Here is a 22,861-nt window from a genome sequence, read left to right on the forward strand (position 1 = left end):
AAGTATTACATAAGATGGATTATGTTTTCTAGTTATATTTGTCTTTTTAAATTTTTGAAATGGGAAAATTTGCAAAATGGTTAGGTGCTGGAGCTGGATTTACACTTGGAGGTCCAATTGGTGGAATTATTGGCTTTGTAGTTGGTAGTTTTATTGATGGTATTTCAGTGGAAGATTTTGTAGAAGAGCAAAAAGAGTACGAACAAAAACAGCACCATGGAAGAAGAGGAAGACCTACTTCTGGAGACTTTGAGATAAGTTTATTAATACTTGCTTCTATTGTTATTAAAGCTGATGGTAAAATTGATAAAAGGGAGTTAGATTATGTAAGAATGTATTTTGTAAAGATGTATGGTAAAGAAAGAGCAAATCATGCATTTAAACTTTTTAATGGGATTATTAAGAAACAAATATCTACAAGACAGGTTTGTTTACAGATACGTCAACACATGTCGCATTCTACAAGATTGCAATTAATTCATTTTTTATTTGGAATTGCTCAGTCAGATGGACAAGTATTGCCTTCTGAGGAACTAGAGATACGAAAAATTGCTGGATATTTATATGTTAATGAGTATGATTATAGTTCTATCAGAGCTATGTTTTATAATAATTCCGATAGCGATTATAAAATTTTAGAAATAAGCAAGAATGCTTCAAATGATGAGGTAAAAAAAGCTTACAGAAAAATGGCTAAAAAATATCATCCTGATAAATTGCAAGGTTTGGGAGAGGAGCATTTAAAAGGAGCGAAAGAGAAATTTCAGAAGATACAAATTGCTTATGAAAAGATAAAAAAGGAAAGAGGAATGTCATAATAGATTCTTTTTTTTATATTTATGTTGAGGGGAGCAAATTTTAATGGATATATGGGGAAAAAAATACTTTGCTTAGGACTTTTGTTTTTAAGTTTTACAGGCTTTGGTCAAAAAAGATATGCAGCAGATAAATACTTTGAAGATTACGCGTATAAAAAATCTGCTAAATTATATGAAGATATATACAACGATGGTACTACTTCGTATCAAGTATTAAGTAGATTGGGAGATTGTTATTATTTTAATTCGGATTTTATTGAAGCCGAAAAATGGTATACCAAATTAGTAGATAAATATTTGAGTGTACTATCACCAGAATACTTTTTTAGATATGCTCAGGTTTTAAAGAGTAATGGAAAGATTGAAGAGTCTGATAAATGGTTGCTGAAACTTAATGAGGTGAAAAAAGAAGATTCTAGAGGTCAGTATTTGGTGAATAATCAAGGGTATTTTTCAGAATATACCAATAGAAAAAAAACATTTATAAATATTCATAACCTTTCCACAAATACAAAGTATTCTGATTTTGGAGGCTTTACGTTTGATGATCATTTTTATTTCGCATCTACCAAACCAGATGATAACAATAAGAAAATATACAAATGGAATAATCAACCACATTTAAATATTTATAAATCAGAAGAGGTATTTAATACTGAAACCATGATTTTAGATCTTTCTTCACCAGAAAAGATAAATGCACTTTCTTCAAAGTATCATGAGTCAAGTATGGTAATTACCAAAGACGGGAAAACCATGTACTTTACCAGAACTAGCTTTGATGGTAAAAAGTTAAAAGGAGGAGAAAATAAAGTCGCAAATTTAAAAATTTACAAGGCAGAAAAGATTGGTAGAATGTGGGGTAATATTAAAGAATTACCTTTTAATAATGATAGTTATTCTATTGGACATCCTGCTTTAAGTGAAAATGAAGATATACTATATTTTTCATCTGATATGCCAAATGGTTTTGGAGGGACAGATATTTACAAAGTAGCTATTTTAGGAGAGAACGATTATGGTCAACCAATAAATTTAGGAAATGAAATTAATACTGAAGGAAGGGAAATGTTTCCTTTTATAGGGAGTGATGGAACGATGTATTTTTCTTCTGATGGTCACTTAGGTTTAGGAGCTTTGGATGTTTTTGAAGTTAAAAAGGAGCAAAATGTTTATAAAGGTCCGATCAACCTGGGAGCACCTGTAAATGGCGCTTATGATGATTTTGCTTTTGTTATTAATAATGAAAAAAACAGAGGATTCTTTTCGTCTAACAGGAAGAATGGAAAAGGAGATGATGATATTTATAGTTTTTTAATTTATCAATGTAAGGAGGATATTAAAGGTTTTGTAACCGATTCTGAAGATAAGACTCCAATTAAAGAAGCTATTGTTAAGTTGGTAGATAAAGAGGGGAAAATTGTAGCAGAGAAAAAAACAGGAAGAGAAGGAGAATATACCTTTTATGAAATTGAATGTAATAGAGAATTTACTGTGGTAGCTGAGAAAGAAGATTATGATAATAGTATCATAGAAATACGTACTAAGGAAACTAATGAAGAAGAGATAATCGCTAATTTTGAATTAAAATCGTTGATAGTGGAAGATCAAATAGTAATTAATCCTATTTACTTTAGTTTTGATAAGTACGAAATTAGAAAAGATGCAGCTTATGAATTAGAAAATGTTGTTGCAGTGATGAGTAACCACCCAGAAATGGTTATAAAAATAGAATCACATACAGATAGTCGTGGATTGAAGGATTATAACAGATGGCTTTCAGATATGCGAGCGAAAGCAACAAGAGATTATATTGTTTCAAGAGGTATTGCTCCAGAAAGAATAGAAAGTGCCATTGGTTATGGGGAAGATCAATTGTTAAACGATTGTAATGAGGCTCGTAAAGAATGTAGTGAAGAAGAACACCAAAAGAACAGAAGGTCTTATTTTTATATTATTAAAGGAGGTAAAGGAGTTAGTGTTGTTGGACAAAATGAAAATAAATAAAAAGAAGACATTTTAAATATCAATTAAAGTTAATGGTCATAAAAAAACCACCTTTAAAAGGTGGTTTTTGTTTTTTAATTAAATGATGTGTTAATCGTTAATAGTAACAGTTAATGTATCGTTAATAAGAACACCTGCTAATCCTACAGGGAAAAATTGTAATTCAATTGTTTCTTCACCTTCTGCATTACCATCATCAACAATAGTAATTAGATTATTAACAACATGTTCTAAGTTTACGCTGGCATCATACCCATAGTAGTAACCATCTTGTAATAAGAAAACACTTACTTGATGAATTGTAGGAACGTTAAAAACGAAATCTTGACCTTCAATTGCGGTTCCTCCAACAACTCTTACACCTATTTGGCCAGATACCCAAGCAAAAAACTCTTGTGCATCAAACCTTTCTTCTACTAGGTTCTCCTGAACAATAGTAAAAGAAGGACTATTACCTTCCGTTACAGTTACACTGGCTTCTTTAATGACAGCTTTAGAAGAATTTTCTCTAGGGATTTCCTCCAAGTCTTGATCTTGATCACATGAAGTGAACATTAATCCTAAAAACAGGATACTGAATAATTTTATATATATAGATTTTTTCATTTCTCTTAATTTAAAAAATTTAAAATTAATTTACATCCCAAAATATTTTAGAAGTAAAAGCATCACCTCTTGTTTGAGGAATAACATTTGCAGAATTACCTGAAACTTCAGATGCTGGATATAATAATCTTACTGGAATATTTGGATCAGTAAGGTTAAGAGGTAATGGTAAATTACTTGGGAATCCAGTTCTGTTGTATTCTATCCATAATTCACCACCCGAAACACTTGTTAAAGCAATCCATTTTTGAGTTAAAATTGCTTCTAATGAATTTCCTCCATTAAATCCAAGCGTAGCATCCATATCTGTAGCAGTAATATAAGTACTAGCACCACTTGCTCCTAATGAGTTAAATGAGCTTGTAATTCCTTGGTCAAATAAAGCTTTAGCATTACCTGTCAAATAACCTCTTTGTACAGCTTCTGCCTGTAAGAAATAGCTTTCAGCAGCAAGCATGATAGTTAAATCAGCATCAGCACCTTTTAAAACTCCATCTCCTAAAGCAGCAGAGTTTCCTGTTCCGTTTTGTTGAGTTCCAGCAAAAGTATTTCCGTCTCCTGTTTTCCATAAACGTTCTAACCTTGGATCATTAGAGTTGTCTAACAAATTGAATCCAAATTGAGAAGGTCCTGTTTGTCTTCCTCTATTTGTTGCTACATCAGCAGGAGTAAATCCATAGATTTCCCAGAAAGGATTTTGTCTGTCATCTGCATCTTGATAACCAGGGTTTAATGTAACATCTGCATCAATGAATTGAACCCCATTTAAGTCAGCAAACTTAGCATTGATATATGATAATAAATCAGCATCTGTTTCTGCTTTTAAAATTAAACGAACTAGAAGTCTAAGTTTTACTGTTTGTGCAAATTGCTTCCACTTAGCCATATCTCCACCAAAAACAATGTCGCTTGCAGAGAAATCTTCTGAGTTAGAGTTTCCATCTATTAATGTTATTGCATTGTCGGTTAACTCAATTAAACTCTTGTAAATATCTTCTGCATCATCATATTTAGGGAATAAGTTTTTGGTTCCCATATGCATTTCAGTGTACGGAGCATTTCCATATAAATCAACAATATATTGTAAGTAAAAAGCTAAAGAAACACTTGCGGCAGCTTTTTGATTACTCCAATCCTTACCATCATCATAATTTAATATGGTCGTGAAATTTAATGTGTTGGCATACAAATCATCCCAAACATCATTGTAAAATGTACTTGTGAATTGATATCTACTTTCTAAACCGTATGCATCGTTAAAAGAAAGGTAGTTTCCAGACCATGCAACTCCCATCCAATTACCAACTCTGTTTAATCTGTTTGCATAAACTTCAGCAGATAAAGTTTCTGCTCCAACAAAAAGTCTGTTTGGATTTAAAGAATTAAAATCTGGATTATCTATAGGGTCATTTACATCTAAATTACAAGATGCAATACTTAGTAAAAGTATAAATACTGACGTTAGTTTAAATATTTTTTTCATCTGTTATTTTTTTAAAATGCTACATTAACCGAAACAGTATAAAATCTAGTAGGAGGTGTTATACCATACCCCGCAATTCCAAGTCTTCCAGCAAATTCAGGATCATTATAATCGAAGTTGTCAGAAGGTAAAATAGTAAGTAAGTTTCTTCCACTTACACCAACATTAACTCGGCTTACATTAAGTTTTTCAATAAGCTTAGTAGGTAAATCATAGCTTAAAGAAACCTCTCTTAATTTAAATGCTGTAGCATCTGTAATAAAGTTTTCATCTATCGTATTATGTTCTCCCGTATAATAATCATATGCGTGATTGTAAGGGTGGAAGTTTGGATTACCACCTGCAGATAAAACGGTTGTGTTATCTGTACCTGTACCCACTACAGTTGAGTTAGGGAAAACGAAAGGAAGTCTGTCATTATATGTAGTTTCAACAGTTCTACCTTGAGAAGATAGTTGGTTTTTAATTCCTGAATAGAATACATGTCCGGTTCTGTAATCTGCAACAGCAGCAAAACGGAAGCCTTTATATCTAGCATTTAGAGAGAAGTTTAAAACATAATCTGGAGTTGTTTGACCTAATTTTTTTAATCCAGCTGCTACTAATGGTGTTCCATCAGTATCTACAACAACTCTCCCTTGATCATCTCTTTCGTAAGCAGTTCCTAATAATACAGGGAATTGTTCACCCTCAATTGCATATGCACCAATAGTACCCGTTCCGTTATCTACACGAACACGGTCTGATTGATCTGTAACTCTATCAACAGTAGATCTATAAGTACTAAAACCAACTCTACCGCTTAATTCTAAATCTTCTGTTTTTATAGGAGTAAATCCTAAATCAACTTCTAAAGAGTTAAAAGAGGTCTTACCAACATTTATAAGTGCTCTGTCATAACCACTTGTACTAGAAGAAGAAATTCCTAAAATTTGATTATCAATACTACCAAAAGAATAAGAAGCGTCTAAAGTAATTCTTGGCCCTCTGATGTTTAAAAACTCTAAGTTTGCATTGGTTTCAAAAGAGTTTACAAATTCTGGTTTGATATTTTGGTCAACAATCGTATTGTCAGCGATTAAAGATACTTGTCCTGTACTTGGATAAAAAGTATCGTTTATAGCCACGTTAGCAAGTTGTTGTGGAGCAATAGCTTGAGCATTACCTGTTTGTACAAAACTTGCAGAAACTTTTGCTTTGTGGAAAAATTTAGTCTTTAATCCTTCAATAGCTTTTGTAGGGATAAATGCTACTCCCACAGATGGGTAGAAGAAACTTCTGTTTTGACTTGGTAACACAGAGTTCCAATCATTTCTTGCAGTTGCATTTAAGAATAAATAATCCTTATACCCTAAATCTATTTGTCCGAATAAACCATTTGTTCTAGATCTAATGTTTCTTTCAAAAAAATCAGGGATAGAAGTAATGTTAGATAAATGGAAAAAACCAGGAATAGCTAAATCTAATCCTCCATTTACTTGACGAGAGTATCTTCTATCTTGTGTGTTAAATCCAACATTAGATTTAAATGTTAAATCTTCATTTAATCTGTAATCAAAATTAACTAAGAAGTCCGTATAGATATAGCGATCGCTATCGTTGTCTACACGATACCATGAACGAATTGATCTATCACCGAATACATAGTTTTGGGTATCTGTGTAAGAATTTCTTCTAAACTGCACGTCGTTTTGTGTAGTTCTTACAGAAGATCTTAATACAGCATTGATATTGTCGTTTAACTCATATGAGATTTCTCCAGATAAATCTACAATTCTACGTCTTCCTAATCTTCTGTCATTTTGAAGTGTCCAGTATGGACTTGTATCATAAATGGTCCAGTGATCGTTGTTATCCCCACTGTTAAAAGCTTCAACAGGAACGTTACCAGGAGTATTAGATAATCTTTGGTACATGCTAATTACCTGGTCATTCTCATTTCTGTTATTAACATTGTCTGTTTTTTGTTCCGTATATCTAGCAATGGCTTGAAAAGAGAATTTACCTAGCTTTTTACCAGCTGTTAAAGAGAAGTTGTTCTTACTTAAGTCACTTGTAGGAATTACTCCATTAAGATCTTGTCTTAAATAGCTAAAGTTGATAAAACCAGTTTCTATATTTCCGCCAGACATAGAAATAGAATTTTGGTAGTTGTACCCAGTATTGAAGAAAGGTAAAATGTTATCTTCAATATGTTTATAAGGGAAATTTCTAAAATTTCCATTAGCATCCGGAGTACCCACAGAAACAATAGCTCCATTATATGGAACACCCCAAGATCCTTGATCTACAGTTTCAATGTTTCCTCCCCATCCTTGACCAAAACGCTCTTGTGTTTCTGGTAAAAATGCAATTTCTTCTACAGTAACAGATGATTTAATGTTAAAAGAAAATTTATCTGCTTGTTTAAGCCCTTTTTTTGTGGTAACGATAATTACCCCAGCAGAACCTTGTTCACCATATAAAGCAGCACCATTTGCTCCTTTTATAACGTTCATCGATTCAATAGTGTTTGGATCTAATGTAGATAACACTTCAGCTGAAGATATAATGTTATCAATTACAATTAATGCAGAAACTCTACCAGAAATAGATCTAACCCCTCTTAGCGTGATTTGAGTATTTGGTGTTAAACCAGCAGAGGTAGTGTTGATTTGTAATCCAGAAACTTTACCTGCTAATGCCTGTGCTGCATCTGGGTTAACTGCTTGGTTAAGTTCTTCTGCCTTTACAACTTGATTCGCAGTTGTAATTTCATCAGGTTTACGCTTAATACCTATTGCAGTTACAACAACTTCTTGTAAAACGTTTTCGTCTTCTGCCATTAAAACGTCTATTTTGTTTGTTGCGCCTACCGTTTTCTCAATAGTTGCCATCCCAACAAAACTGAAAACTAAAATGTCTCCCGTGTTTGCCTTGATTGAATAGTTACCATCGAAATCTGTTTGTGTACCTGTAGCAGTGTTTTTAACAAGTACATTTACTCCAGGTAAAGGTCCGTTAGAATCGGTAACTGTACCAGTGATTGTTTTTTCTTGTGCGAGTGTTACATGCACAATAAACGCTAGGAATAGCGTTAGAAATCCATTAAACTTTTTTCTCATTGTGTTTTTAGTTTGGGTTAATTTCGAATCAAAATTCATAAAATTAATTCGTTAAAACAATTTTTTACTTCAAATAAGCACTTAAAAATATGCTTTATTTTTTATAAATATGTTAAAATTTAAACAAATCCTTATTTCTTGTTAAATATTATACTTGCCGTTTTTGGTTAGATTTATTAGAAAATACGTAGTTTTGCAGTTTCAATAATACGAACGATAAAAGAGTATGAAATTTACTGAATACAAAGGACTTGATTTACCAAAAGTGGCAGAAGAAATCTTAAACTATTGGGAGGAAAATAACATCTTTGAAAAGAGTATAACTTCACGAGAAGGAAACAAACCTTTTGTGTTTTTTGAAGGACCACCTTCTGCAAATGGTTTGCCAGGAATTCATCATGTAATGGCACGTGCTATTAAAGATATTTTTTGTCGTTATAAAACCCAAAAAGGGTATCAGGTTAAACGTAAAGCAGGATGGGATACGCATGGTTTACCTGTTGAGCTTGGGGTTGAAAAAGAATTAGGAATCACAAAAGAAGATATTGGTACGAAAATAACAGTAGAGGAATATAATACTGCTTGTAAAACGGCAGTAATGCGTTATACTGATATTTGGAATGATATGACCCGTAAGGCTGGGTATTGGGTAGACATGGATAGTCCATATGTAACTTATCAACCTAAGTACATGGAGTCTGTTTGGTGGTTACTAAAACAAATTTATAATAAAGACTTATTATATAAAGGATATACGATCCAACCTTATTCACCAAAAGCAGGTACCGGATTGAGTTCGCACGAGTTAAATCAACCTGGAACATACCAAGATGTTACAGATACTACCGTAGTGGCTCAATTTAAAGCAATAAAAGAAACGTTACCAAGTTTTTTACAGGTAGAAGGAAATGTACATTTTTTAGCATGGACAACTACTCCTTGGACCTTGCCATCAAATACAGCGTTAACAGTAGGTCCTAAAATTGATTATGTTTTAGTTAAAACGTTTAATCAATATACGTTTGAGCCTATACAAGTAGTACTTGCTAAAAACTTAGTAGGGAAACAATTTGCTGGAAAGAAATTTAATCAAGTAGAGAATGAAGCAGCCTTAGAAGAGTACAATGCAGGAGATAAGCAAGTACCTTATACAATTGTTAAAGAGTTTGTAGGGAAAGATTTGGTTGGAATTAGATATGAGCAATTATTAGATTATGCTTTACCATATCAAAATCCGGAAAATGCGTTTAGAGTAATTTCTGGTGATTTTGTAACTACGGAAGATGGTACAGGTATTGTGCATACTGCTCCTACTTTTGGAGCTGATGATGCTTTGGTTGCTAAACAAGCTACTCCAGAGGTTCCACCGATGTTAGTATTAGATGAAAATGAAAATCCAGTTCCATTAGTAGATTTACAAGGGAGATTCAGGCCAGAAATGGGAGAGTTTGCAGGAAAGTACGTGAAGAATGAATATTATGCAGATGAGGAGGTTCCGGAGAAATCGGTTGATGTAGAAATAGCGATCAAGTTAAAAACTGAAAATAAGGCCTTTAAGGTTGAGAAATATGTGCACAGTTATCCTAATTGTTGGAGAACTGATAAGCCAATTTTATATTATCCATTAGATTCTTGGTTTATCAAAGTAACCGATGTAAAGGATAAAATGTTCGAATTAAATGAAACAATTAATTGGAAACCAAAATCAACAGGAGAAGGTCGTTTTGGAAATTGGTTAAAGAATGCAAATGATTGGAATTTATCTCGTTCTCGTTTCTGGGGTATTCCATTACCAATTTGGAGAACAGAAGATGGAACGGAACAAATTTGTATTGGTTCTGTAGAAGAATTGAAATCAGAAATGGCAAAAGCAGTAGAAGCTGGTGTAATGACTGAAGATATTTTTGCTGATTTTGAAGTTGGAAATATGTCGGATGATAACTATGATAAAATCGATTTACACAAAAATGTAGTAGATAGAATTACATTGGTGTCATCTACAGGAAAACCAATGAAACGTGAAAGTGATTTAATTGATGTTTGGTTTGATTCTGGTTCTATGCCTTATGCACAATGGCATTATCCGTTTGAAAATAAAGAATTGATAGATACCAAAGAATCTTATCCAGCTGATTTTATTGCAGAAGGAGTTGATCAAACAAGAGGATGGTTTTATACATTACATGCAATTGGAACAATGGTATTTGATTCTGTTGCTTATAAAAATGTAGTATCTAATGGATTAGTGTTGGATAAGAATGGACAAAAAATGTCTAAGCGTTTAGGAAATGCTGTAGACCCTTTTGAAACTTTAGGGAAATATGGTGCAGATGCTACGCGTTGGTATATGATTTCAAATGCTAACCCATGGGATAACCTAAAGTTTGATTTAGCTGGAGTAGAGGAAGTACGTCGTAAATTCTTTGGAACTTTATACAATACATACTCATTCTTTAGCTTGTATGCTAATATCGATGGTTTTACTTATGCTGAAGATGAGGTTCCTTTAAAAGATCGTCCAGAAATTGATCGTTGGATTTTATCTGAATTAAATTCATTAGTTAAAAATGTAGATGCTTTTTATGCAGATTATGAACCAACACGTGCTACACGTGCTATTTCTGATTTTGTACAAGATCATTTAAGTAACTGGTATGTTCGTTTGTGTAGAAGAAGGTTCTGGAAAGGAGAGTATGGTCAAGATAAAATATCAGCATACCAAACATTGTATACCTGTATGCTAACAGTAGCTAAATTAGCATCACCTGTAGCACCATTTTATATGGATAGATTGTATAAGGATTTAGTCGGTGCTACTGGAAAAGAGACCTTTGAAAGTGTTCATTTAGCAAACTTCCCAAAATACAATGAAGCTTTAGTAGATAAATCTTTAGAACGTAAAATGGAAAGTGCGCAAACGATTTCTTCTTTGGTATTGTCATTAAGAGCTAAAGAGAAAATAAAAGTACGTCAACCGCTTAAAAAAGTGATGATTCCTGTATTAAACGCAACTCAAAAAGAAGAAATTTTAGCAGTAGCTGATTTAATTAAATCTGAGGTAAATGTTAAGGAAATTGAATTATTAGATGATGCATCTGATATTTTAGTAAAACAAATCAAACCAAATTTTAAGGCATTGGGGCCAAAGTTTGGTAAGGATATGAAGTTGATTGCGAGTAAGATACAGTCTTTTGGTCAGGAGGAAATTTCTAAAATTGAAAAAGAAGGGGGAATTTCCGTGGAAATTAATGATAAATTGATTACCTTGGAAACCACAGACGTAGAGATTTCATCAAAAGATATTGAGGGGTGGTTAGTAGCAAATGCAGAAGGTATAACAGTTGCATTAGATGTTACTATAACAGATGATTTACGTAAAGAGGGTGTAGCTAGAGAGTTAGTAAATAGAATTCAGAACGCTCGAAAAGATTCAGGGTTAGAAGTAACTGATAAAATAAAATTAACAATCTTAAATACTGCTGATTTACAAGAGTCGGTATCTTCAAATGAAGTTTATATAAAGACAGAAACTTTAACAAATGAGTTGGTTTTTGTTGATACGTTAGATAATGGTACAGAAATTGAATTCGATGCCATTAAAAGTAAAATGTTAATACAAAAAATATAGCATTATGGATGACGTTAAAGTAAGATACTCTGATGGAGATTTACAAGAGTTTAAAGAAATCATCTTGAATAAGATTGAGAAGGCGGAAGAGGATTTAAAATTATTACAAGCCTCTTACAAAAATGGATCTGATAATGGTACTGATGATACTTCACCAACATTTAAGTCGTTTGAAGAGGGATCAGATACTATGGCAAAAGAAGCAAACATGCAGTTAGCTATTCGACAAGAGAAGTTTATTAGAGATTTAAAAAATGCTCTTGTTCGTATTGAAAACAAAACATATGGTGTTTGTAGAGTAACAGGTAAATTGATTCAAAAGGAACGTTTAAAATTAGTTCCTCATGCAACTTTAAGTATAGAGGCAAAGCGTAAACAATAAAGAAAAGATAGTAAACCTAATAAAAGGGCGATCATTTAAATGATCGCCCTTTTATTTGACTGTTTGCTTACCAGTCGTATTTTTTATGTGCGTCTAATCTTACAAAAATGAAAAGGAGTAATGTGAATCCCCATAAGGATGAACCTCCGTAGCTAAAGAAGGGTAGTGGAATTCCAATGGTAGGAAGTAATCCAATAACCATTCCTACATTTACTACAACATGAAAGAAAAGAATTGATGCGAGTCCATAACCATAAATCCTTCCAAATTTATTTGTATGTGTTTCTGCTAAATAGATAATACGATATAAAAGAATCATGAAGAGTACAATGACTAATGTAGAGCCTATAAATCCCCATTCTTCACCAACAGTACTGAAAATATAATCTGTATGTTGCTCTGGAACAAAGTCTCCTTGTGTTCTGTCTCCTTGTAAAAAACCTTTGCCAGCAAATCCACCTGAACTGATAGTTAGCTCAGATTGATGTGTGTTATAACCAATACCACGGGTGTCTTTAATTTTTCCTAAAAGAATATCAAATCGGTCTTTTTGATGCTGCTCTAAAATATTGGTGTACATATATCCAACACCAAATATAAATATACTCGAAGCTAAGTATGCTCCTGTAATGAGTGGCCAGTTAAAGCGAAAGAATTGTTTGTTTTTGTAGGTGTAATATATCACGGTTAGAGTTAATATAGACAAAGAGCCTAATAAAACCCATTTGGTTCCAAAATTAATAGTTAAAAGAAAGAGTAGGATGGAAGTGACTCCTAAAATAAAATACTTTAATGTTAGTCCTTCTCTATTCAATACAAAAAAGAAAGAGAAGAATATTAAAACAGAACCCATATCCGGTTGCAGTGCAATAAAGAATGCAGGTAAGAAAATGACAATAAAAGCCTTAATTTGATTTTTTAGGAGCTTTAAATTGTATTGTCTATCACTCATTAATTTTGCTACGGCTAAAGCAGTAAATGCTTTGGCAAACTCGGAGGGTTGCAGTCCGATACCGCCAAAATTATACCAGGAAGTTGCGCCATTAATTTTTTTTCCAAAAACAAGTACTCCTGCTAATAAAACTAATGCAAACAAGTAGAAAACACTAGCGAAACGTTCGTAAAACTTAGCGTTAAAAAATAAAATAAAAATAATAAGGGGAAAGCTACAACAAATAAAAATTAGTTGTTTTCCATATTTGGTGCTAAAATTTAAAATACTTGATGTTTCTTCGGTAAGAGAAGAAGCGTAGATGTTCATCCATCCAAAGGCAACTAATAAAAGATATATGAGTATAATAACCCAATCAATTCCCGCAAATATGTTATTTCGTTCCTGTCGCAAGTGTGTCTTTTTTAGGAATTAACTTTTCATAGATACTTTGAAGATTTGCATTTTTCATTCTATCTTCAAGCGGTTTCCTTGTTGTTTTTCCAGTTAAATATTTTTCAATCATTAGACTTGTTATCGGTGCTGCATAGGTAGAACCGTAACCTCCATTTTCTATATAAACAGCCATGGCGATTTTAGGATTGTCTTTCGGGGCAAAGGCAACTAAAATAGAGTGATCTGGTGCCTGTACCTTTTCTCCATCTACTATTTTAATTTTGTTTTCAGCGGTCCCTGTTTTTCCACAAATATCAAGTCCTTTTACTTGATACCATTTTGCAGTACCATAGGTGAATACCTCATGCATTGCATCGATAGCTAAAGGAAAATGCTTAGGGTCGATCGTGGTATTTCTTTTCTTGGTAAATGTGGTATCAACAATACCTTTGTTATCAATACTTTTTACAATATGTGGTGTATAAAAATATCCTTTATTAGCTATAGCCGCAGTCATATTCGCTAATTGCATTGGAGTCGTCTCTATTTCTCCTTGTCCAATGGCGTTTGAAATCGTATAGGTAGTTCGAATTCCTCGTTTGTACCATCTGTCATAGAATTTTGCATCAGGAATTCTACCAGGTTGTCCTGAAGGCAAATCGTATCCTAAGTAATCACCAAGACCGAAGCTTTTAGCGTGTTTGCTCCAGTTTTCAATACCTATCTTAGGGTCGTCATATTTATCAATTATTTTTCTATAAGTAGTTGAGAAATAGCTGTTGCAAGATTTAGCAATTGCTGTTTTTAAACGAATAGGTCTACCAACAATCCCACAGTGACAGGCCATGAATTCATTTTTTCTATTACCATATTTATAACCATGATAACAATAAGTATAGAAATTTTCATCTATAACACCTTCCTGAAGACCTATTAACCCATTAATTACTTTAAAAGGAGATCCAGGAGGATACATTGCTTGTAAGCCTCTGTCAAAAGTAGGTCTGTTAATAGTGTCATAGAATAATTTCATCGAGTTTGGTGAACGTTTCCTACCTACAAGCATGTTTGGATCGTATGATGGAGCAGTAATTAATGCTAATATTTCACCAGTTCCGGGTTCAATAGCTACAATCCCACCTCTTTTTCCAGACATAAGCAATTCTCCATACTGCTGTAATTCGCTATCAATAGTTAATGTTAAATCTTTACCAGCTAAGGCTAAAGTGTCATATTTACCATTTTTATATGAACCAGTAACTTTATTGAGGTTGTTTCTTTTAAAACGTTTTTTTCCTTTAATACCTCTTAGGTCACTTTCATATTGGGCTTCAATTCCCATTTTTCCAATTAATTCGCCTTGCTCGTAATAATCACTTGTTCGTGCTTTGTGTTCATTAACTTCAGCAATAAAACCAACGACATTTGCGGCAGATTTAATTGGATAGTCTCTAATGATACGTTTTTGAATATAGAACCCTTTAAACTTATGTAGTTTTTCTTGAAGAAAGGCAAAGTCTTCTTTAGCCAGCTGTTTTAAGAAAACGGAAGGCAGCCATCGAGCATATTTTTCGGCTTTTTTAAAACGCTTTTTAAAGTTTTCCTTATCAATTTTTAATAATGAACAAAATTCTAAGGTATCAAGAGGTTGTACATCTTTTGGTATGACCATTACGTCATAAGATAATTGGTTAGCTACAAGAAGTTTACCATTTCTGTCGTAAACATAACCTCGTTCTGGATAGTCGTATTCTATTTTAATAGTAGCGCCATACAACGGATTCGAATTACCACCTCTTATAATTTGAAGTTGAAATAAACGTGCGATGTAAACAATGCTTATTAATGCAATTAAGAAAATGAGTAAAAAACTACGTTTCATGAATGCTATTTAGAAAATAAAAACCTACCTAAAAAATACAAAATTAATGTAAAAATGCTTGAAAAAAAGGTGTTTAACAATACATTAATAAAATTACTAAAACCAAAATTGATCAAAACAAAGAGTATAAAATGATGTATAACTGTTAAAATAGCAACATAATTAAATACCTTGTCAAAAGATTCTAATGATAGTGTAAAAGTTTGGTAGTCAGATTCCGATTTTTTGAAGATACTCTTTATAAAGAACAAACGTATGTATGCAATAAAAAGTGTAGCAAACGCATGTATTCCTCCAGAATTTGTAAAAGTATCAACCAGTAATCCTAGAAGAAAAGCGAAAATTAAAAAAGGAAATCGATTAATTCTAATTGGATATGCAAATACAAAAGCAATATATAAATAGGGATTAATATATCCCATAAGCTCAATATTGTTCAATATTAAAACTTGGAGTAACAATAGTGAAACGAATAAAATTGCTATTTGTAAAGGTTTATTCATTCGTTGAGTTTAACGTTTTTATTTCTTGTTTGTTGAGATTTGCAATAATATTAACATAACCTAAATTCGTCATATCATTGAATAGTGTTACATTAATTGTATTTGAAGCGGTAACCTTTTCAGGTAAATTAGCGACAGTACCAATTAGAATACCTTCAGGGAAAATGGTTGATTTACCTCCGGTAACAATGGTATCTCCAATTTTATATTGGGCTTGTCTTGGAATGTCGGTAAGTTGAACAGTTGTGTAGTCTTTTCCATCCCATTTTAAAGTTCCGTAGTGCTTGTTTCCTTTGAATCCTGCATTGATTCTACTTTTTGAATTTAAAATAGACTGTACTCGGGCATAACTGTTTGATACATTGTCTATAATACCAATAACACCTTTACTGTTTACAACAGCCATTTCTTTTTGAACTCCATTTTTGAGTCCTTTATTTATAGTAATAAAGTTATTTGGGCTTAGATAATCGTTGATAATGATTTTTCCTACAGTATATCTGTAGTTTTGATTGTAGATACTATCAATAATTGCTGAAAAATCAATGGAGTCCTTGTCTTTTGTATACGTTTCAAGCAAGTTTTTCAAGCGGTTGTTTTCCTCAGCTAAAAGTTTGTTTTCATTTTTTAAATTGAAATACTCACTAATATTGGCGCTTTTTTCTGAAATATTACCTGTAAATGAGTTGGTAGAGCTAATAAACTTACTTCTATGAAAAGAATGATTATTAATGATTAATGCAACAGCAATTATTTCTAAAAAAATAAAAAATAGGAAGTATTTAAACTTTCGTAAGAAATAAAAAAGCTGTTGCATAAATAATCATTGGGTTTTATTTAATTAAAACCGTTTTATATTTTTCTATGTTTTTTAATGCAATTCCAGTACCTCTAACTACTGCTCTTAATGGGTCTTCAGCAACATAAACTGGTAGGTCTGTTTTTCTAGATAAACGTTTGTCTAGTCCTCTTAACATAGAACCACCTCCAGCTAAATAAATACCTGTATTATAAATATCTGCTGCTAATTCAGGAGGAGTTTTTGATAAGGTTTCCATAACTGCGTCTTCAATTCGTAAAATAGACTTATCTAAAGCTTTTGCAATTTCACGATAAGATACTTGTACTTGTTTTGGTTTACCACTTAATAAATCTCGACCTTGCACCATCATGTCTTCTGGTGGCGTATCTAAATCTTCTGTAGCAGAACCAATTTGTATTTTTATTTTTTCAGCAGTACTCTCTCCAACATAAAGGTTGTGTTGTGTACGCATGTAGTACATAATATCACTTGTAAATAAATCACCAGCTACTTTTACAGATTGATCACATACAATACCAGCTAAAGCAATAACAGCAATTTCGGTTGTACCTCCACCTATATCAATAATCATATTGCCTTTAGGCTCCATGATGTCAATACCAACACCAATAGCCGCTGCCATTGGTTCGTAGATTAAATAAATCTCTTTAGCATTCATATGACGAGCAGAATCAATTACTGCTCTTTTTTCAACTTCTGTAATTCCAGAAGGAATACATACAACCATTCGCAAAGATGGTGGAAAAAGCTTCTTTTTAATTGCTGGAATTTGTTTAACAAACTCTTTAATCATTTCTTCTGAAGCTTGGAAATCTGCAATTACTCCATCTTTTAAGGGGCGAATAGTTTTTATATTCTCATGAGTTTTTCCTTGCATTTTGTTAGCTTCATGACCAGTTGCAATAATTTTACCAGTCATTCTATTTCTAGCTACTATGGAGGGGCTATCAATAACTACTTTGCCGTTATGGATAATAAGTGTATTTGCAGTTCCTAAATCAACTGCAATATCTTCTGTCATAAAGTCGAAAAAACCCATATGCTATTCGGTATTTCTATAATTTAAGGTGAATCTTACAAATCTAATAAAAATATGCTTGATTTCACGACGTTTGTTCTTAATGTTTAAAATGTCTTGTCCCTGTAAAAACCATGGCTAAATTGTGGTCATTACAATAGTCAATACTCAATTGATCTTTAATAGATCCTCCTGGTTGAATTACACTTTTTACTCCAGCTTTATCTGCTATTTCAACACAGTCTGGGAACGGAAAAAATGCATCACTCGCCATAACAGCTCCGTTTAAATCGAAATTAAAACTATTTGCTTTATCGATAGCTTGTCTTAGAGCATCAACTCTACTTGTTTGTCCTGTACCACTTGCACATAACTGTTTGTTCTTTGTTAAAACAATAGTATTTGATTTGGTATGCTTACATATTTTAGCTGCAAATAGTAAGTCTTCTAACTCACTTTCAGATGGTTTATTGTTGGTTACATACGATAAATCCTCTAACTTATCTGTTTTATTATCCTTTTCTTGAACTAAGGCTCCATTTAGGCAAGTTCTAACTGTTGTTTCTGGTAATGCTACTTCCTTTTGAACTAATAAAACTCTGTTCTTTTTTCCTTTTAAAATATCTAAAGCATCTTCGTCAAATGAAGGAGCAATTACTACTTCACAAAATAGTTTGTGAATTTCTTCTGCTGTTGCTTTGTCAATATTTGAATTTGAAATCAAAATTCCACCAAAAGCAGATACTGGGTCTCCAGCTAAAGCGTCTACGTAAGCTTGATAAATCGTATCTCTTTGTGCAAAACCACAAGCGTTATTGTGTTTTAAAATAGCAAATGTTGGAGCTTCTCCTTTAAACTCATTCATCAAGTTAACAGCAGCATCAACATCTAATAAGTTATTATAGCTTAATTCTTTTCCATGTAGTTTATTAAACATAGCATCTAAATCACCAAAGAAAAAACCTTTTTGATGTGGATTCTCACCGTAACGCAATACTTTTCCATTTGTTTCACTAATTTTTAAAGCTGCTTCTTCATGGTTTGCATTGAAGTAGTTAAAAATAGCAGTGTCGTAATGAGATGAAATATTAAAAGCTTTTGCAGCAAATTGTTTTCTCTCAATTAGTGAAGTAGTTCCGTTGTTTTCTGAAATAATATTTAAAAAATCATCATATTGTTCCATTGAAGAAACAATCACAGTGTCTTTAAAATTTTTAGCTGCTGCCCTAATTAAAGAAATACCACCGATATCTATTTTCTCAATAATGTCTTGTTCAGGAGCTCCAGATGCTACCGTTTTTTCAAATGGATATAAATCTACAATTACTAAATCTATTTGTGGAATATCATATTCAGCCAATTCAGCAACATCTCCCTCATGTTCTTGACGGTTTAAAATACCTCCAAAAACTTTTGGATGTAAAGTTTTTACTCGTCCTCCTAAAATTGAAGGATATGATGTAACGTCTTCTACCGGTACAACATCAATACCTAGTTCTTTTATAAATTTCTCTGTACCTCCTGTAGAATAAATAGTAACGTTAAGCTCGTTTAATTTTTTAACTATTGGAGCTAAACCATCTTTGTGAAAAACTGAAATTAATGCAGATTTAATCGTTTTTGTCGTGTTCATTTGTTGTTGTGTTGTTAAGCGTGCAAAATTACTAAAACAAGGGCGCTTATACAACAGTATATTTACAAGTTATGGGGAGTGCTAAAAAAACAAAACACCATCAAAAAAATACTTTCTTGATGGTGTTTTGTTATAACAAAACGAAAATTTTAATGTTATTCAGCGTTTTCTAAAAAATTACGGAACCACATTGCAAATTTTTCGTAAAGAGACAATCTTGTTTTCGAATGCGCATTTCCTAATGCGGCATAAGAAGGGAATTCTTTGTTACTCATCTTAAGGGGATTAAAAAAAGTTAAAAATTTGCTTTGAGCACCAAATTAAATAAAAAAATGCTAATAATCAAATATTTAGGGAATAAATTATAAAATAGTCGCTACTTTTTTACAAACATGTTCTAAAAGTTCTTCATCTTGAGGTGTGAAAGGGTTAACTGTATGAGAATCAATATCTATTTGACCAATGTTTTCTCCGTTTATAAAGATTGGTATTACAATTTCAGATTTTACTTTCCACCCACAAGAAATATAGTTGTCTTGTTCACTAACATCTTGTACTACAAAGTTCTCATTGCTTACAGCAACTTGTCCACAAATACCTTTACCAAAAGGAATAATAGTGTGATCTGTTGGTTCTCCATTATATTGAGCTAACTTTAATTCTTCTTTGTCTCCGTTTTTAAAATAGAAACCAACCCAATCATAATAAGATATTTCACCAGCTAAATAATCACATATCTGTTGTAATTTTTCTTCTCTTGAGTTTGTTGAAGAAATAATACCATCTACTTTATCTTTTAATTGCTCTATGTTCATTTTATATGTTTTAGTAGCTTATTCGTAATAGCTTATAAAAGCTTACAAAAATACTTTTAACAATTGTCTTATTAAAGTTAAAAATCAATTTTTGTAAATTTGTCCTGTTAATGAAACAATATTTTACTAAAATATCATCTGTATTACTTGCACTTTTAGTGTTGTTTTCTACATTTTCTTTTACTGTAGAGAAACATTATTGTGGTGATTTTTTAGTAAATACTTCTTATTTTGGAGAGTCAGATGGTTGTGCTGGAGAAGCAGCAGGAACCGATTGTGGAGTTAAGAAAGTTATAAAGAAATGTTGCAAGGATGAAGTTGAACAAATTGAAGGTCAAGATGAACTTCAAAAAATGTCAATAGATAAAATATCTTTTCAACAAAAAGCATTCATACTTTCTTATGCAGTTTCGTATAAATTGTTATTTCAAGGCTTGGAAAAACAATTTGTTCCACATAAAAACTATTTACCACCCAAACTCTTTTTTGATCTAAACGTTTTACATGAGGTTTTTACCATATGATTTTACACACTATTTTTTTAGAAATAAAATAATAAAGGTGTAATACAATTATATGATAAAAAATGAAAACATATATAGTTAGCATATTAATGCTAATATCATCTGTAGCATTTTCTCAAGAAGAATTTAAGGGAATGATTATGGATAAAAATAACTCTAAAGATAATTTGGGAGTTATGGGAGCCAATGTTTGGTGGTTGAACACTGAAATTGGAACTACAACAAATGAAAAAGGATGGTTTACATTACCTTATAAAGAGGAGTACAAGAAATTGGTAGTTAGTTTTATTGGGTATAAAACCGATACAATTTATGTTGAAAGTTTAAAACCAATTCATCATTATTTAACTGAAGAAAGTGTTTTAGAGGAGGTTGAAATAGATGCGAAAAAAGAAGCTACACAACGTTCATATTTGCAAGCACAAAATTTAGTTACCATTAATAGTGAAGAGCTGTTAAAAGCAGCTTGTTGTAATTTGTCTGAAAGCTTTGAAACGAATCCATCTATTGATGTGAATTTTTCGGACGCATTAACTGGAACAAAGCAAATTAAAATGTTGGGTTTAACAAGTCCGTATTTGTTAATTACTCAGGAGAATATTCCGTCAATAAGAGGAGCGTCTCAAGTGTTTGGACTAAGTTTTACTCCTGGTACTTGGGTAGAAAGTATTCAAATTACTAAAGGAGCTGGGAGTGTAGTGAATGGTTTTGAGAGTATTTCTGGACAAATTAATACAGAGTTAGTAAAGCCATCTACAGATAATAGCTTGTTTGTAAATGCCTATGGTTCTCTCGGTGGTAGATTTGAGTTAAATACTCATATAAACAAAAAGCTAAGTGATAAATGGGATACAGGATTGTATTTACATGGAAACTACAGAGGACAAAAGTTTGATCGAAATAAAGATGGGTTTTTAGATAACCCACTAGCCGATCAAGTTAATGTGCTAAATAGATGGCAATATACCGATGCCGAAAAAGGTTGGGTGAGTTTTTTTAATGTTCATTTTGTAAATGATAATAAGCAAGCGGGTCAATTAGGTTTTGATCCAGGTATTCATAAAGGATCAAATACTATTTGGGGAAGTGAGATTAAGACCAATAGGTTTGAGAGTTCGGTTAAAGTAGGGTATGTTTTTCCTGATTTACCATTTCAAAATGCAGGATTTCAAGCAGCCTATAGTAATCATAAACAAGATTCTTATTTTGGGTTAAGAGACTATGATATTCACCATGAGAGTTTTTATAGTAATCTGATATTTAACTCTATTATTGGAGACACACGCCATAAGTTTAAAACAGGAGTTAATTTTACCCATGATAATTATGATGAGTTTATTAATACTACTTCAACTGGAGCTGTTAATTTTAATAGAGATGAAACTTCTTTTGGGGCTTTCTTTGAATATGGGTATGATAATTCAGAAGATATAAGCATTACTGCCGGAATTAGAATAGATACGCATAATTTATTAGGAACTTTTGTTACTCCTCGTTTGCACGTAAGATATACTCCATGGGAAAAAGGAGTGTTAAGAGTATCTGTAGGAAGGGGAAAGAGAAGTGCCAATATTTTTGCTGAGAATCAAAAGTTATTTGCGTCTTCAAGAGCTATAAATATTGTTAATGCTGGCGGAAATATTTATGGTTTAGATCCAGAAGTAGCATGGAATTATGGAATCTCATTTTTGCAAGGGTATAAGTTATTTGGTAAAAAAGGGGATATTACATTTGATTATTATATGACTGATTTTAAAAATCAAGTGGTTGTAGATTGGGAGGATCCTCAAGGAATATCTTTTTATAATTTAAATGGAAGTAGTGTAGCAAATAGCTTTCAAATAGAGTTGAATCAAAATATCATTCCATATTTCAATACGAGGTTCTCGTATAAGTTTTATGATGTAAATACTGATTTTGTTTCTGGGAATTTATCAAAATCATTACTAGCAAAACATCGTTTTTTTGCGAATGTTTCTTACGAAACGACCAAAACACTCCAGCAATCTAATTGGAAGTTTGATGTAACTTATAACTGGATAGGGGAGCAACGTTTACCAGGGTCTTCTGAATATACCGAACCGTATAATTTGATGAATGCTCAGATAACAAGAGTGTTTTCAAATTCATTTGAAGTATATGCAGGAGGAGAAAATATTACAAATTATAAACAAAGTAATCCAGTATTAGGAAGTGAAAATCCTTTTGGTGCAGATTTTGATACAACAATTGTATATGCACCAATTTTTGGAGGGAATTTTTATGCCGGTTTACGATATAGACTAAATTAACTTTTAAACTAATTAAA

Annotated in this window: 16 protein-coding genes; 6 read left to right on the plus strand and 10 right to left on the minus strand. The window is 32.3% G+C overall.

Features of this window, described 5'->3' with window-relative positions; all coding sequences use genetic code 11:
• The first annotated feature begins 59 nt into the window (after positions 1–59).
• Both ABNT22_RS02620 and ABNT22_RS02625 read left to right on the plus strand, forming a co-directional pair.
• Entirely contained in the window at positions 60–818 is a 759-nt protein-coding gene (locus ABNT22_RS02620) for a molecular chaperone DjiA (protein ID WP_348716207.1), read from the plus strand.
• Positions 819–869: 51 nt separating this feature from the next.
• Positions 870–2,825, plus strand: coding sequence for an OmpA family protein (locus ABNT22_RS02625; RefSeq protein ID WP_348716209.1), 1,956 nt, complete (start codon positions 870–872; stop codon positions 2,823–2,825).
• Between the two features lie 90 nt (positions 2,826–2,915).
• Here the strand turns inward: ABNT22_RS02625 and ABNT22_RS02630 are convergent, their stop codons facing one another.
• Genes ABNT22_RS02630 through ABNT22_RS02640 form a run of 3 tightly spaced genes read right to left on the minus strand, consistent with a single transcriptional unit; the run spans position 2,916 to position 8,018 of the window.
• Complete coding sequence (locus ABNT22_RS02630; RefSeq protein WP_348716211.1) at positions 2,916–3,431, minus strand: hypothetical protein; 516 nt, start codon at positions 3,429–3,431, stop codon at positions 2,916–2,918.
• Between the two features lie 25 nt (positions 3,432–3,456).
• Positions 3,457–4,914, minus strand: coding sequence for a SusD/RagB family nutrient-binding outer membrane lipoprotein (locus ABNT22_RS02635; RefSeq protein WP_348716214.1), 1,458 nt, complete (start codon positions 4,912–4,914; stop codon positions 3,457–3,459).
• An 11-nt stretch (positions 4,915–4,925) separates the two neighbouring features.
• Positions 4,926–8,018 (minus strand): SusC/RagA family TonB-linked outer membrane protein, encoded by a 3,093-nt coding sequence (locus ABNT22_RS02640; RefSeq protein WP_348716216.1) that lies wholly within the window; start codon positions 8,016–8,018, stop codon positions 4,926–4,928.
• A 226-nt stretch (positions 8,019–8,244) separates the two neighbouring features.
• Between ABNT22_RS02640 and ileS the strand changes: the two genes are divergently transcribed.
• Together ileS and ABNT22_RS02650 are read left to right on the plus strand one after the other, a co-directional pair.
• A complete protein-coding gene (gene ileS / locus ABNT22_RS02645; RefSeq protein ID WP_348716218.1) occupies positions 8,245–11,646 on the plus strand; it encodes an isoleucine--tRNA ligase in 3,402 nt (1,133 codons plus the stop codon).
• 4 nt (positions 11,647–11,650) lie between these two features.
• Entirely contained in the window at positions 11,651–12,028 is a 378-nt protein-coding gene (locus tag ABNT22_RS02650; protein WP_412766888.1) for a TraR/DksA family transcriptional regulator, read from the plus strand.
• 67 nt (positions 12,029–12,095) lie between these two features.
• Here ABNT22_RS02650 and rodA read toward each other — a convergent pair whose 3' ends face one another.
• The 7 genes from rodA to ABNT22_RS02685 all read right to left on the minus strand — a co-directional run bounded on the left by rodA (position 12,096) and on the right by ABNT22_RS02685 (position 20,029).
• Positions 12,096–13,373 carry a rod shape-determining protein RodA gene (rodA, locus tag ABNT22_RS02655; protein ID WP_348716220.1) on the minus strand — a complete coding sequence of 426 codons (1,278 nt, stop codon included), beginning with the start codon at positions 13,371–13,373 and terminating at the stop codon, positions 12,096–12,098.
• Positions 13,354–15,237 (minus strand): penicillin-binding protein 2, encoded by a 1,884-nt coding sequence (gene mrdA / locus ABNT22_RS02660; RefSeq protein ID WP_348716223.1) that lies wholly within the window; start codon positions 15,235–15,237, stop codon positions 13,354–13,356. Before mrdA ends, rodA begins: the two co-directional genes overlap by 20 nt.
• 5 nt (positions 15,238–15,242) lie before the next feature.
• Positions 15,243–15,740, minus strand: coding sequence for a rod shape-determining protein MreD (mreD, locus tag ABNT22_RS02665; protein ID WP_348716226.1), 498 nt, complete (start codon positions 15,738–15,740; stop codon positions 15,243–15,245).
• Positions 15,733–16,557: a rod shape-determining protein MreC gene (mreC, locus tag ABNT22_RS02670; protein ID WP_348716229.1), complete on the minus strand. Its 825-nt coding sequence runs from the start codon at positions 16,555–16,557 to the stop codon at positions 15,733–15,735. Before mreC ends, mreD begins: the two co-directional genes overlap by 8 nt.
• 16 nt (positions 16,558–16,573) lie before the next feature.
• A complete protein-coding gene (locus tag ABNT22_RS02675) occupies positions 16,574–17,602 on the minus strand; it encodes a rod shape-determining protein (RefSeq protein WP_348716232.1) in 1,029 nt (342 codons plus the stop codon).
• Positions 17,603–17,681: 79 nt separating this feature from the next.
• Complete coding sequence (gene purH / locus ABNT22_RS02680; RefSeq protein ID WP_348716235.1) at positions 17,682–19,214, minus strand: bifunctional phosphoribosylaminoimidazolecarboxamide formyltransferase/IMP cyclohydrolase; 1,533 nt, start codon at positions 19,212–19,214, stop codon at positions 17,682–17,684.
• 362 nt (positions 19,215–19,576) lie between these two features.
• Positions 19,577–20,029 (minus strand): GAF domain-containing protein, encoded by a 453-nt coding sequence (locus tag ABNT22_RS02685; protein WP_348716238.1) that lies wholly within the window; start codon positions 20,027–20,029, stop codon positions 19,577–19,579.
• Positions 20,030–20,139: 110 nt separating this feature from the next.
• Here ABNT22_RS02685 and ABNT22_RS02690 point away from each other — a divergent pair, with 110 nt between their 5' ends.
• On the plus strand, positions 20,140–20,553 hold the full coding sequence (locus tag ABNT22_RS02690; protein ID WP_348716240.1) for an HYC_CC_PP family protein: 414 nt from the start codon (positions 20,140–20,142) through the stop codon (positions 20,551–20,553).
• A 62-nt stretch (positions 20,554–20,615) separates the two neighbouring features.
• Entirely contained in the window at positions 20,616–22,844 is a 2,229-nt protein-coding gene (locus tag ABNT22_RS02695) for a TonB-dependent receptor domain-containing protein (RefSeq protein WP_348716243.1), read from the plus strand.
• The last annotated feature ends 17 nt before the right edge of the window (positions 22,845–22,861 follow it).

Source organism: Tenacibaculum sp. 190130A14a (genome assembly GCF_964048965.1).
Taxonomy (GTDB): domain Bacteria; phylum Bacteroidota; class Bacteroidia; order Flavobacteriales; family Flavobacteriaceae; genus Polaribacter; species Polaribacter polynesiense.

What these genes read in the sequence shown, in the direction of transcription:
- purH (WP_348716235.1), bottom strand. Translation starts at nt 19,214, where the DNA reads ATGAACACGACAAAAACGATTAAATCTGCATTAATTTCAGTTTTTCAC.
- ABNT22_RS02690 (WP_348716240.1), top strand. Translation starts at nt 20,140, where the DNA reads ATGAAACAATATTTTACTAAAATATCATCTGTATTACTTGCACTTTTA.
- mreD (WP_348716226.1), bottom strand. Translation starts at nt 15,740, where the DNA reads ATGAATAAACCTTTACAAATAGCAATTTTATTCGTTTCACTATTGTTA.
- ABNT22_RS02625 (WP_348716209.1), top strand. Translation starts at nt 870, where the DNA reads ATGGGGAAAAAAATACTTTGCTTAGGACTTTTGTTTTTAAGTTTTACA.
- mreC (WP_348716229.1), bottom strand. Translation starts at nt 16,557, where the DNA reads ATGCAACAGCTTTTTTATTTCTTACGAAAGTTTAAATACTTCCTATTT.
- ABNT22_RS02695 (WP_348716243.1), top strand. Translation starts at nt 20,616, where the DNA reads ATGAAAACATATATAGTTAGCATATTAATGCTAATATCATCTGTAGCA.
- ABNT22_RS02640 (WP_348716216.1), bottom strand. Translation starts at nt 8,018, where the DNA reads ATGAGAAAAAAGTTTAATGGATTTCTAACGCTATTCCTAGCGTTTATT.
- ABNT22_RS02675 (WP_348716232.1), bottom strand. Translation starts at nt 17,602, where the DNA reads ATGGGTTTTTTCGACTTTATGACAGAAGATATTGCAGTTGATTTAGGA.
- ABNT22_RS02620 (WP_348716207.1), top strand. Translation starts at nt 60, where the DNA reads ATGGGAAAATTTGCAAAATGGTTAGGTGCTGGAGCTGGATTTACACTT.
- mrdA (WP_348716223.1), bottom strand. Translation starts at nt 15,237, where the DNA reads ATGAAACGTAGTTTTTTACTCATTTTCTTAATTGCATTAATAAGCATT.
- ABNT22_RS02635 (WP_348716214.1), bottom strand. Translation starts at nt 4,914, where the DNA reads ATGAAAAAAATATTTAAACTAACGTCAGTATTTATACTTTTACTAAGT.
- ABNT22_RS02630 (WP_348716211.1), bottom strand. Translation starts at nt 3,431, where the DNA reads ATGAAAAAATCTATATATATAAAATTATTCAGTATCCTGTTTTTAGGA.
- ABNT22_RS02650 (WP_412766888.1), top strand. Translation starts at nt 11,651, where the DNA reads ATGGATGACGTTAAAGTAAGATACTCTGATGGAGATTTACAAGAGTTT.
- ileS (WP_348716218.1), top strand. Translation starts at nt 8,245, where the DNA reads ATGAAATTTACTGAATACAAAGGACTTGATTTACCAAAAGTGGCAGAA.
- ABNT22_RS02685 (WP_348716238.1), bottom strand. Translation starts at nt 20,029, where the DNA reads ATGAACATAGAGCAATTAAAAGATAAAGTAGATGGTATTATTTCTTCA.